The following is a 12202-nucleotide window of genomic DNA, read 5'->3' as shown; positions in this document are numbered from 1 at the left end:
ACCCTTCCGCCGTTACGGCGGCTTACAAAAGGCCCAAAAGTAAGCAAAAGGCCTCCGCTCCTGCATCCGGCCCTACGCTTCGCTCCGGGTTCCTTCCCTCCGCACTGCTTCCTGAAGTCGCGGTAGATCAAAAGCCAGATCAAAAGCAACAGCCAGAGCCAGAGCCAGAGCCAGAGCCAGAGCCAGAGCCAGAGCGCCCAGCATGGGTCTGAGAGATGTGTAGATACCTATGCAGCGATAAGGCCAGACCTGACAACATCGTTGTCAATGCCGACCAAATCGCTGGCAAGCCAGCTCCCACAGAGTTCGCGTCGTTCTCTCGCCTGCCTGGTGACTGCCAGGGGCGTAGGGGCCATTAACCAATAAGGGGCCGCTCAGTTACGCCGTCCCGGCACAGGCCTGGCCCCTGCCCTCGAGCGCCCCGGGGCCGGGGCTGGCTCAGGTTCGCCGTATTCAGCTTCGTGGGCCCACTTGTCTTTGGGCGCGACGAACAACATATGCAACGTCGCCACCAGGTTCTTCGCGCCATAGCAACGCAAGGTGAACTCGCCATGGACATGGCGCACGACGACGATGCCGGTGAACCAGCCGAAGCGGTACTCGACCGAGACGATATCGGCCGTCGGGATATGCACTTCGCTGACATCCCCCACCGCTACCCGGTTGATCATGTTGGCGCCGAACCAGAGCAGGTCCTCGGTGACTTCAAGTGTGCCACCGACCCACTGCGCCGTGCCCATGGGCACGATGCCGTTGACCGGGCCGCCGAACGTGGAGGCGCTGTAGAGGTAGCCGTTGGCGAATTTGCGGATGCGAAGTGGCTGCATGTCGTCCCTGATAGTGCTTGAATGCGGAGATCGACATCATATTGCCATACCGCAAAAAACAAAACGACGCGGACCTTGTGGGAGCGGGTTCACCCGCGATTACGATAGTGAATGCACCATCGCAATCGCGGGTGAACCCGATCCCACAGGGTCCGCGTCGCTGCTTACACCGACTTAGTAGTAGGCGTTTTCTTTCTGGGTGTGGTCGGTCACGTCACGCACGCCCTTCAGCTCCGGGATACGCTCGAGCAAGGTGCGCTCGATACCGTCCTTCAGGGTCACGTCGGCCTGGCCGCAGCCCTGGCAGCCGCCGCCGAACTGCAGCACGGCGATGCCGTCCTCGACCACGTCGATCAGGCTGACCTGGCCGCCGTGGCTGGCGAGGCCCGGGTTGATCTCGGTTTGCAGGTAGTAGTTGATGCGCTCGTTGATCGGGCTGTCATCGTTGACCATCGGCACCTTGGCGTTCGGCGCCTTGATGGTCAGCTGGCCGCCCATGCGGTCGGTGGCGTAGTCGACGACGGCGTCATCGAGAAAGGGTTCGCTCACGGCATCGATGTAGGCGGTAAAGCTTTTCAGACCCAGCGCGGTATCTTCCGGCTTTTCTTCACCTGGCTTGCAGTAGGCAATGCAGGTCTCGGCATATTGGGTGCCGGGTTGGGTGATGAAAACGCGAATACCGATACCCGGGGTGTTCTGCTTGGAGAGCAGATCGGCCAGGTAATCGTGCGCGGCGTCGGTAATGGTTATGGCGCTCATGGAATTTCCTCACAGACTTGTCCGCAGTCTACGCCATGCGCGGCGGCGAACAAAGTCCTAGCAATTAGGTCGGGATAGAAAAGCCACAAGCTTCAAGCTTTAAGCGGCAAGAGAAAGCAGTCTGCGGCGGCCCCGCCCTTTCTTGCAGCTTGAAGCTTATGGCTTGCGGCTCTAAAGGTTCTCGTAGCGGTTCATATCCAGCACCCCAGCCTCCACCGGCTCGGTCTCCTTGATGTAGCTGTTCAGGTCATGGAAGTACTGCCAGAACTGCGGATGACTGCGCCGCACGCCCCAGCGCATGACGATGCGCTCGAAGCGCGCCTTGTCGTCCCGCGCCGCTTCCATGTCCTCGACGAACTCCGGCACATCGCTGGCCGGAACGTTGAACATGAAGTTCGGATAGCTGCTCATCACCCCCGGATAAAGGGTCAGGGTGTCCAGCCCCGGCTGGTAGCGGTACGCCTCGCCGAGCATGAAGGCGACGTTACTGTGCGCGCGGTTGCGCAGCATGCTGTAGACCTGCCGTTTGCCATCCTGCCCTTCGATGCGCAGCATGGTCGCCTCGGGCAACTGGCCGATCACCTTGAGCCCCGCCGCCGGCCGCGACGCCAGGCGGCTCAGCGACTGCTCGACATCGCGGAACTCTTCGTTCATCTGCGGCCGCGAGCAGTAGGCGCCCGTGCAGCGGTTGATCGGGTCGGGTGCTGCATTCAGGCTGCCGCTGCGCTCGATCAGCTTGAGGCCGAAATCCCGCACCGAATGATGCGGATCGAGCTTGAGCGCGCTCGGTGTGTCGGTGTCGATGTCCTCGTAGTCCATCCACATCTTCACCTTGCCGCTGTTCTGGTACCAGTTGCTGAGGATCGCGCCACGCTTGTCCGCCGGCAGCAGGCGCAGGAAGTTGACCTCGGCGCCGTTGCGGATCAGGTCGAAGTACAGGCGGGTCTGGGCCTGGTGCGAGACGTTGCCATACACGTCGAAATTGACCGCCAACTGGTAATAGGTGCGCTCCAGCAGCGGGTAGTCGAACAGCCACATGGTCAGCGGCACGTCGCCGATCAGCCCCTTGGTCACCGAGGCGCTGTCGAAGTGCCGGAAGATACTCAGCAGCGCGTTGTCATTGCCGGCCCAGAGGGTCGACCAGCTCGGCGGCGGCATTTCGGCGTAGGTGTCGCGGCGCAGGCTTTCATAATCGTTGCGCTTGTCGCGGTAGGCATGCCAGAGGCTGAGGATGCTGCCGACGTCGTCGATCTGCCCGGGCATGGCCAGCAGCGGCGTGGCTTCGGCGCGGTATTTGGCATCGGTGATATAGCGGTCGTGGGCCGGCTCCTGGAACAGCGCCCAGAAGTTGTCGCGGATCACGTCGGTGGCGATCTGGCCACGGCACACCGGGCCGCGGATAAAGGTGCGGACGAAGTATTCGGCGTTATCCAGCATGAACTGGTAGCGCGCCACCGCCGGGATCGCTTCGAAGGTCTCGAACGGGTTGGAACGGTGACGCGGACCGTAGCCCGGCAGCGAAGTGGCGTGCCAGTCACCGCTGTAGAACAGCTGCTTGACCCGCTTGAGCTTGTTGGGCCCCAACGGGTAGGTGATGTGGGTCTTGTGCACGATCACGCCCTGCACCGGCATCAGGCGGTAATAGAAGTCGGTGCCGGGCGGATCATTGGGGCGGCGGGTGGCGATCAGGTCGATCGGCTGGCCGCTTGGCGTGCGCGAACGCACCCACTGGAAGAAATGCCCCGGCTCGCCGCCGACGAAATGCACATGGGCGAGGAACAGGTGCTCGTACAGCCAGCGCCCCACCAGCGCCTCGCTGGAACCGGGACGGTTGAGCAGCGCTTCCCAGTCGGCGATCTGCGCCGCTTCGTTGGCGCTCGGCCTGATCGGGTTCTGCTCCACCGGCGCGCCCTGGGCCAGCCAGCGTTGCAGGGTCCGGTACTGGGCATCGGTCAGCCCGGTGACCGCCAGCGGCATGCCTTCCTGCGGATGGGCCTTGGCATAGGCATCGAATTCGCCGGGCAGCGGGCACATGTTCTCGCGGTTCAGACCCAGAACGATGTTGTCCGGGATCTTTTCATTGGGCACCAACGGCTTGGCGTGGCCCAGTTCCAGCATGCGCGCCATGAGCGCGGCCTGGCTGCCACGGCTGTCCAGCACCGAGCTGAAGCCCAGCTTGTTCCACGCGGCAGGGCCGCTGGCGTCATAGAACAACCGGGTCGGGGCCACCGCCTGGCTGCGGTCGCCCTGGTAGACGGGGATTTTCGAGGCGCCGCGGCTGGCGCCCTCGGCGCTGCCGAGGTTGAGCTGGCAGGCGGCGTCGTTGCAGGCGTGGCAGGCCACGCATTTCTCGGTGAAGATCGGCTGGATGTCCCGGGTATAGGAGATCGCTGCAGTGTTCTGGGGTCCCTGCCCCAACGCCGCGCCACTGGTGAACAGTGCGAAGGCGGCGGCAATCAAGCGATGCACCATGTGCCGTATATCCTGGTTTCAAAAGGCTTTTCACGATTCTACCGGTGGGCCGCGGTGCCAACATGAATGAAATTCATGCAAATGTGCCACGCATCAAAAAACCGCGCAGCTTTGTTATCATCCCGCAACTTTCGTCTTTGTCTGACCCAGGTAGTTCCAATGTCTGACCGCAGCGCTCGTTTACAAGCACTTCAGCAAGCACTCAAAGAGCGCATCCTGATTCTAGATGGCGGCATGGGTACTATGATCCAAAGCTACCGTCTGGAGGAAGGCGACTATCGTGGCACGCGCTTCGCCGACTGGCCGAGCGACGTCAAGGGCAACAACGACCTGCTCCTGCTCAGCCGTCCGGACGTGATCGCGGCCATCGAAAAGGCCTACCTGGACGCCGGCGCCGACATTCTCGAAACCAACACCTTCAACGCCACACAGATTTCCCAGGCCGACTACGGCATGGAAGAACTGGTCTACGAGCTGAACGTCGAAGGCGCACGCATCGCCCGCCAGGTGGCCGACGCCAAGACCCTGGAAACCCCGGTCAAGCCGCGCTTCGTCGCCGGCGTGCTCGGCCCTACGAGTCGGACCTGCTCGATCTCCCCGGACGTCAACGATCCCGGCTACCGCAACGTCACCTTCGACGAACTGGTGGAAAACTACATCGAGGCGACCCGCGGCCTGATCGAAGGCGGCGCCGACCTGATCCTGATCGAGACCATCTTCGACACCCTCAACGCCAAGGCGGCGATCTTCGCCGTACAGCAGGTGTTCGAGGACGACGGCATTGAACTGCCGATCATGATCTCCGGGACCATCACCGACGCCTCTGGCCGTACCCTGTCGGGCCAGACCACCGAAGCCTTCTGGAACTCGGTGCGCCACGCCAACCCGATCTCCGTCGGCCTGAACTGCGCCCTGGGTGCCAAGGACCTGCGTCCGTACCTGGAAGAGCTGTCGAACAAGGCCGGCACCCACGTGTCCGCCCACCCCAACGCCGGCCTGCCCAACGCCTTCGGCGAATACGACGAGACCCCGGCGGAAATGGCCGTGGTGGTCGAGGAGTTCGCCGCCAGCGGCTTCCTCAACATCATCGGCGGCTGCTGCGGTACCACCCCGGGGCACATCCAGGCGATCGCCGAGGCGGTGGCCAAGTACAAGCCGCGGGCGATTCCGGACATTCCGAAAGCCTGCCGCCTGTCCGGCCTCGAGCCGTTCACCATCGATCGCCAGTCGCTGTTCGTCAACGTCGGCGAGCGCACCAACATCACCGGCTCGGCCAAGTTCGCCCGGCTGATCCGCGAAGAGAACTACACCGAAGCCCTGGAAGTCGCCCTGCAGCAGGTCGAGGCCGGCGCCCAGGTGATCGACATCAACATGGACGAAGGGATGCTCGACTCCCAGGCGGCCATGGTTCGCTTCCTCAACCTGATCGCCGGTGAGCCGGACATTTCCCGGGTGCCGATCATGATCGACTCCTCCAAATGGGAAGTGATCGAGGCCGGCCTGAAGTGCATCCAGGGCAAGGGCATCGTCAACTCGATCTCGATGAAGGAAGGCGTCGAGGCCTTCAAGCATCACGCCAAGCTGTGCAAGCGCTATGGCGCCGCCGTGGTGGTGATGGCCTTCGACGAGGTCGGTCAGGCCGATACCGCCGCGCGCAAACGCGAAATCTGCCAGCGCAGCTACGACATCCTGGTCAATGAAGTGGGCTTCCCGCCGGAAGACATCATCTTCGACCCGAACATCTTCGCCGTCGCCACCGGTATCGAAGAGCACAACAACTATGCCGTGGACTTCATCGAAGCCTGCGCCTATATCCGCGACCACCTGCCCTATGCCCTGTCGAGCGGCGGCGTGTCCAACGTGTCGTTTTCCTTCCGTGGCAACAACCCGGTGCGCGAGGCGATCCACTCGGTCTTCCTTTATCACGCGATCCAGAACGGCCTGACCATGGGTATCGTCAACGCCGGCCAGCTGGAGATCTATGACGAGATCCCGGCCGCGCTGCGCGAGAAGGTCGAGGACGTGGTGCTCAACCGCACCCCGGAAGGCACCGACGCCCTCCTCGCCATCGCCGACGACTACAAGGGTGGCGGCGCGACCAAGGAAGTGGAAAACGAAGAATGGCGCTCGCTGCCGGTGGAAAAACGCCTGGAGCATGCGCTGGTCAAGGGCATCACCGCCTATATCGTCGAGGACACCGAGCTGTGCCGCCAGCAATGCGCGCGGCCGATCGAAGTCATCGAAGGCCCGCTGATGAGCGGCATGAACGTGGTCGGCGACCTGTTCGGCGCGGGCAAGATGTTCCTGCCGCAAGTGGTCAAGTCGGCCCGGGTGATGAAGCAGGCCGTGGCCCACCTGATTCCGTTCATCGAGGAAGAGAAAGGCGACAAGCCGGAAGCCAAGGGCAAGATCCTCATGGCCACGGTCAAGGGCGACGTGCACGACATCGGCAAGAACATCGTCGGCGTGGTCCTGGGCTGTAACGGCTATGACATCGTCGACCTCGGCGTGATGGTCCCGGCGGAGAAGATCCTCCAGGTCGCCCGCGACGAGAAATGCGACATCATCGGCCTGTCCGGGCTGATCACCCCGTCGCTGGATGAGATGGTCCATGTTGCGCGCGAGATGCAGCGCCAGGACTTCCACCTGCCACTGATGATCGGCGGCGCAACCACCTCCAAGGCGCACACGGCGGTGAAGATCGAGCCGCGCTACAGCAACGATGCGGTGGTCTACGTGACCGACGCCTCCCGGGCGGTGGGCGTGGCCACGCAATTGCTGTCGAAGGAGCTGAAGCCCGGCTTCGTCGAGAAGACCCGTGCCGACTACGTCGAAGTGCGTGAGCGCACTGCCAACCGCAGTGCCCGCACCGAGCGCCTGAGCTATGCCCAGGCCATCACCGCCAAGCCGCAGTACGACTGGGCGAACTATCAGGCTGCGGTACCGAGCTTCACCGGCGTGAAAGTGCTGGAGAACATCGACCTCAAGGTGCTGGCCGAGTACATCGACTGGACGCCGTTTTTCATTTCCTGGGACCTGGCCGGCAAGTTCCCGCGCATCCTCAGCGACGAAGTCGTGGGTGAAGCGGCGACCGCGCTGTACCAGGACGCCCAGGAAATGCTCGCCAAACTGATCGACGAGAAGCTGATCAGCGCCCGCGCGGTGTTCGGCTTCTGGCCGGCCAACCAGGTGGCGGACGACGATATCGAGGTCTACGGTGACGACGGTAAGCCGCTGGCGCGCCTGCATCACCTGCGCCAGCAGACCATCAAGCCGGACAACAAGCCGAACTTCTCCCTGGCCGACTTCGTCGCGCCGAAGGACAGCGGCGTCACCGACTATGTCGGCGGCTTCATCACCACCGCCGGCATCGGCGCCGAGGAAGTGGCCAAGGCCTACCAGGACAAGGGCGACGACTACAGCTCGATCATGGTCAAGGCCCTGGCCGACCGTCTGGCCGAGGCCTGTGCCGAATGGCTGCATGAGCAGGTGCGTAAAGAGCACTGGGGCTATGCCAAGGACGAGCACCTGGACAACGAGGCGCTGATCAAGGAGCAGTACGCGGGTATCCGCCCTGCCCCGGGCTATCCGGCGTGCCCGGACCACACCGAGAAGGCCACGCTGTTCCGCCTGCTCGATGGCACCGCGATCGGCGAGACCGGTCGCAGCGGCGTGTTCCTCACCGAGCACTTCGCCATGTTCCCGGCGGCGGCGGTCAGCGGCTGGTACTTCGCCCATCCGCAGGCGCAGTACTTTGCCGTGGGCAAGGTGGAGAAGGACCAGATCCAGAGCTACAGCGCGCGTAAAGAGCAGGATGTGGCGGTGAGCGAGCGGTGGTTGGCGCCTAACCTCGGGTACGAAAACTGAGATCGGCTTAGCGGCTGAAGGCCTCATCGCTGGCAAGCCAGCTCCCACAGGTACTGCACATGCCTCAAGATATGCAGTGACCCTGTGGGAGCTGGCTTGCCAGCGATAAGGCCAGTACAAGCAACCTCATAACCACAGGCTAGACTCTGGGCAAACCACCCCGGAGAGCCCAGCCCATGGAAGACCCTCAAGGCAAGCCCCCGACCTTCTGGCAGCTCCTGCACAGCGTCCTCGCCGCCGCCTTCGGCGTGCAGTCCGGGAAGAACCGCGCCCGCGACTTCACCCACGGCAAGCCCTCGCATTTCATTGCCATGGGCACCGCCTTCACCCTGGTGTTCATCCTGATCCTCTACGGACTGGTGCAACTGGCCATGCACCTCACCGCGCGCTGAAAACAAAACCGCCCGCGGGGTCCATGCCGCGGGCGGTTTCGTTGATTGCTGATCACGGTATTTTCAGCCACTGCGCTCCGTCACTGATGGCTGACCCAGTACACGGCGGTTACGACCACGAGCACGATCAGGCAGAGGATTGCCCACGCGTCGACACTGCTGTCGGTCTTGCCGGTTTTGGTCGGGTTTCCCATTGCATCGCCTCTTTTGTAGTGGTTATGGGAATGCACACCTCCAGCAGTTAAGTCGAGCAATGCCCATTGCTCAAGCAGGGACTTTTACCGCCCGGCGGATGGTCAAATCCGCTTACAAACGACAGCCAGTCTCACTTAGTCCGTTTCGTTCTTTTCATATGCAAAAACATCACTTTTTCACATAAATACAACCTGCTATCTTTCCCCGGCTCCGCATCCGGAGTGCGCGGCCGTGCGCGCGATTAGCTGCAAGCAGCTTGAGAACAGGACCCCTATGTACGTATACGACGAGTACGATCAGCGGATCATCGAGGACCGCGTCAAGCAGTTCCGGGATCAGACCCGCCGCTACCTGGCCGGCGAGCTGAGCGAAGAAGAATTCCGCCCTCTGCGCCTGCAGAACGGCCTCTATATCCAACGTTTTGCCCCGATGCTGCGTGTCGCCGTGCCCTATGGCCAGCTGACCTCGCGCCAGACCCGCATGCTGGCCAAGATCGCGCGCGACTACGACAAGGGCTACGCGCACATCAGCACCCGGCAGAACGTGCAGTACAACTGGCCGGCCCTGGAAGACATCCCGGAGATCCTCGCTGAACTGGCCACCGTGCAGATGCACGCGATCCAGACCAGCGGCAACTGCCTGCGCAACGTGACCACCGACCAGTTCGCCGGCGTCGCCGCCGATGAGCTGATCGATCCGCGCCCATGGTGCGAGATCGTCCGCCAGTGGACCACCTTCCACCCGGAATTCGCCTACCTGCCGCGCAAGTTCAAGATCGCCATCAACGGCTCGAAGAGCGACCGTGCGGCCATCGAAGTGCACGATATCGGCCTGGAGCCGGTGCACAACGAAGCCGGCGAACTGGGCTTCCGCGTCCTGGTCGGTGGCGGCCTGGGCCGCACCCCGGTGGTCGGCGCCTTCATCAACGAGTTCCTGCCCTGGCAGGACCTGCTCAGCTACCTGGACGCCATCCTGCGCGTGTACAACCGTTACGGTCGCCGTGACAACAAGTACAAGGCGCGGATCAAGATCCTGGTCAAGGCCCTGACCCCTGAAGTCTTCGCCGAGAAGGTCGAGGCCGAGATGGTCCACCTGCGCGGCGGCCAGACCACCCTGACCGACGCCGAAGTGCAGCGCGTTGCCAAGCACTTCGTCGACCCGGACTACAAGGCCCTGGACAACCTCGACGGGCAACTGGCCGAGCTCGACCAGCAGCACCCGGGCTTCGCCCGCTGGCGCGTGCGCAACACCCTGGCGCACAAGAAGCCGGGCTACGTCGCCGTGACCCTGTCGCTCAAGCCCACCGGCGTCGCCCCGGGCGACCTGACCGACAAGCAACTGGACAAGGTCGCCGACCTCGCCGAGCGCTACAGCTTCGGCCAACTGCGCACCTCCCACGAGCAGAACATCATCCTCGCCGACGTCGAGCAGAGCGAGCTACACGCGCTCTGGCTGGAACTGCGCGAGCATGGCTTCGCCACCCCGAACATCGGCCTGCTGACCGACATCATCTGCTGCCCTGGCGGTGATTTCTGCTCCCTGGCCAACGCCAAGTCGATCCCGATCGCCGAATCCATCCAGCGCCGTTTCGACGACCTGGACTACCTGTTCGACATCGGCGAACTGGACCTGAACATCTCGGGTTGCATGAACGCCTGCGGTCACCACCACGTCGGCCACATCGGCATTCTCGGCGTGGACAAGAAGGGTGAAGAGTTCTACCAGGTCTCCCTGGGTGGCAGCGCCAGCCGCGACGCCAGCCTCGGCAAGATCCTCGGCCCGTCCTTCGCCCAGGACGCCATGCCGGACGTGATCGAGAAGCTGATCTCCGTGTACGTGGAAAAGCGTACCGAAGACGAGCGTTTCATCGACACCTACCAGCGTATCGGCATCGACCCCTTCAAGGAGCGCGTCTATGCAGCGAATCATTAAGAACAACCAGATCGTTGACGAAACCTGGCACCTGCTGCCCAAGGAAGTCACCCTCGACGAGCTGACCAACTGCGACGACTACATCGTGCCGCTGCAACTCTGGCGCGAACACGCCCATGCCCTGAAAGCCCGTGATGGCGGCCTGGGCGTGTGGCTGGACAGCGACGAGGAAGCCGAGGAAATCGGTGAAGACGTCGCGCATTTCCAAGTCATCGCCCTGAACTTCCCGGCCTTCACCGACGGGCGCAACTACTCCAATGCGCGCCTGCTGCGTGACCGCTACAAGTTCACCGGCGAGCTGCGTGCCATTGGCGACGTGCTGCGCGACCAGCTGTTCTACATGGCCCGTTGCGGTTTCGACGCCTTCGCCATCCGTGCCGACAAGAGCCCGGAAGACGCGCTGGAAAGCCTGAAGGACTTCTCGGTGACGTACCAGGCGGCGACTGACGAGCCGCTGCCGTTGTTCCGTCGGCGTTGATCGTTCGACCGCTGACATGAAAAAGCCCCGTCAATCTGACGGGGCTTTTTCGTTCTTGAGGGCCCTATCGCTGGCAAGCCAGCTCCCACAGGGTTAGCGGTGCACGCGGACCTTGTGGGAGCTGGCTTGCCAGCGATGAGGCCCGATAGGTCACCGCCAACGACTGATCCTGCTCCAGATCCCCAGCACGGTATTCTCCACCGCCCCGCTGGCCGCCAGCCCCACCCGCTCCTGCAAACTCTTGCGCTCGGCAAAGTGCAGGTGGTACAGGTTCGACTCCCGGGCCCGCTCGCTCAAGTATTCATCACTGGTCTTCAGCTCATCCACCAGTTGCTTGTTCAACGCGGCCACACCCAGCCACACCTCGCCAGTCGCCACGTCATCGATATGCAATTGCGGCCGATAGCGCGAGACGAAGTCCTTGAACAGCTGGTGGGTCACATCCAGGTCTTCCTGGAACTTCTCCCGGCCCTTCTCGGTGTTTTCGCCGAACACCGTCAGGGTGCGCTTGTACTCACCGGCGGTCAGCACCTCGAAATCGATGTCGTGCTTCTTCAGCAGCCGGTTGACGTTGGGCAACTGCGCTACCACACCAATCGAACCCAGAATGGCGAACGGCGCACTGACGATGCGCTCGCCGATGCAGGCCATCATGTAGCCGCCGCTGGCCGCGACCTTGTCGATGCACACGGTCAGCGGCACACCGGCCTGGCGAATGCGCGCCAGTTGCGAGGCGGCCAGGCCATAGCTGTGGACCATGCCGCCGCCGCTTTCCAGACGCAGTACCACTTCGTCCCGCGGGGTCGCCAGGGTCAGCAGCGCAGTGATCTCGTTACGCAGGCTCTCGGTGGCAGAAGCCTTGATATCGCCGTCGAAATCCAGAACGAAGACCCGCGGCTTTTCATCGGCGGTCGCCTTCTTCAGCTTCTTCTGCTCCTTGGCCTGCTGCTTGCGCAAGGCCTTGAGCTGGTGCTTCTCCAACAGCCCGGATTCCAGGCGCTCACGCAGGTCCTTGTAGAACTCGTTGAGCCGGGTGACCTGCAACTGCCCCCCGGCCTTGCGCCGGCCCTTGCCGCGCATGCCGGCAATCGCCGACAGCACGACCAGCACGGCGATCACCAGGGTGGCGGTTTTGGCGAGAAAGCTTGCGTACTCTGCAAGAAACTCCACGATTGCTCCTTGTTGAACTGCGCATCAGGGCGCTAAAAAACGATAGTGAAGCATACCGGCGTCAATCCGCTGTCGCCAGCGTAGGAAATGTCTGGCACCACAGTTCAAAC

8 protein-coding genes are annotated in these 12202 nt (G+C 62.7%); 4 read left to right on the top strand and 4 right to left on the bottom strand.

The genetic code is table 11. The features are described 5' to 3' along the window. Window positions 1–374 precede the first annotated feature (374 nt). The 3 genes from PSEMO_RS16810 to PSEMO_RS16800 form a co-directional block, all read right to left on the bottom strand. Window positions 375–827: a hypothetical protein gene (locus PSEMO_RS16810; protein ID WP_075804121.1), complete on the bottom strand. Its 453-nt coding sequence runs from the start codon at window positions 825–827 to the stop codon at window positions 375–377. Window positions 828–1001: 174 nt separating this feature from the next. After that, the gene (gene nfuA, locus PSEMO_RS16805) at window positions 1002–1586 is read right to left on the bottom strand and encodes a Fe-S biogenesis protein NfuA (protein WP_075804120.1); all 585 of its coding nucleotides are present in this window, start codon (window positions 1584–1586) and stop codon (window positions 1002–1004) included. Between the two features lie 171 nt (window positions 1587–1757). Continuing rightward, complete coding sequence (locus PSEMO_RS16800; protein ID WP_075804119.1) at window positions 1758–4058, bottom strand: fatty acid cis/trans isomerase; 2301 nt, start codon at window positions 4056–4058, stop codon at window positions 1758–1760. A 159-nt stretch (window positions 4059–4217) separates the two neighbouring features. Here PSEMO_RS16800 and metH point away from each other — a divergent pair, with 159 nt between their 5' ends. From metH to PSEMO_RS16780, 4 genes are all read left to right on the top strand, one after another. Beyond that, entirely contained in the window at window positions 4218–7925 is a 3708-nt protein-coding gene (gene metH / locus PSEMO_RS16795; RefSeq protein ID WP_075804118.1) for a methionine synthase, read from the top strand. 176 nt (window positions 7926–8101) lie between these two features. Beyond that, complete coding sequence (locus PSEMO_RS16790) at window positions 8102–8317, top strand: DUF2970 domain-containing protein (protein ID WP_075804117.1); 216 nt, start codon at window positions 8102–8104, stop codon at window positions 8315–8317. A 468-nt stretch (window positions 8318–8785) separates the two neighbouring features. Continuing rightward, a complete protein-coding gene (locus PSEMO_RS16785; protein WP_075804116.1) occupies window positions 8786–10444 on the top strand; it encodes a nitrite/sulfite reductase in 1659 nt (552 codons plus the stop codon). Beyond that, window positions 10428–10922 (top strand): DUF934 domain-containing protein, encoded by a 495-nt coding sequence (locus PSEMO_RS16780; protein ID WP_075804115.1) that lies wholly within the window; start codon window positions 10428–10430, stop codon window positions 10920–10922. Before PSEMO_RS16785 ends, PSEMO_RS16780 begins: the two co-directional genes overlap by 17 nt. 150 nt (window positions 10923–11072) lie before the next feature. Here PSEMO_RS16780 and sohB read toward each other — a convergent pair whose 3' ends face one another. Then, window positions 11073–12092 carry a protease SohB gene (gene sohB / locus PSEMO_RS16775; RefSeq protein ID WP_075804114.1) on the bottom strand — a complete coding sequence of 340 codons (1020 nt, stop codon included), beginning with the start codon at window positions 12090–12092 and terminating at the stop codon, window positions 11073–11075. Window positions 12093–12202 lie beyond the last annotated feature (110 nt).

Source organism: Pseudomonas putida, assembly GCF_001941965.1.
Lineage (GTDB): Bacteria > Pseudomonadota > Gammaproteobacteria > Pseudomonadales > Pseudomonadaceae > Aquipseudomonas > Aquipseudomonas putida_L.
This window is presented reverse-complemented; position numbering and strand designations above follow the sequence as displayed.

Excerpts from the sequence above, each read along its gene's own strand:
- PSEMO_RS16790 (WP_075804117.1), top strand. The coding sequence starts at position 8,102 with ATGGAAGACCCTCAAGGCAAGCCCCCGACCTTCTGGCAGCTCCTGCAC.
- nfuA (WP_075804120.1), bottom strand. The coding sequence starts at position 1,586 with ATGAGCGCCATAACCATTACCGACGCCGCGCACGATTACCTGGCCGAT.
- PSEMO_RS16780 (WP_075804115.1), top strand. The coding sequence starts at position 10,428 with ATGCAGCGAATCATTAAGAACAACCAGATCGTTGACGAAACCTGGCAC.
- PSEMO_RS16800 (WP_075804119.1), bottom strand. The coding sequence starts at position 4,058 with ATGGTGCATCGCTTGATTGCCGCCGCCTTCGCACTGTTCACCAGTGGC.
- PSEMO_RS16810 (WP_075804121.1), bottom strand. The coding sequence starts at position 827 with ATGCAGCCACTTCGCATCCGCAAATTCGCCAACGGCTACCTCTACAGC.
- PSEMO_RS16785 (WP_075804116.1), top strand. The coding sequence starts at position 8,786 with ATGTACGTATACGACGAGTACGATCAGCGGATCATCGAGGACCGCGTC.
- metH (WP_075804118.1), top strand. The coding sequence starts at position 4,218 with ATGTCTGACCGCAGCGCTCGTTTACAAGCACTTCAGCAAGCACTCAAA.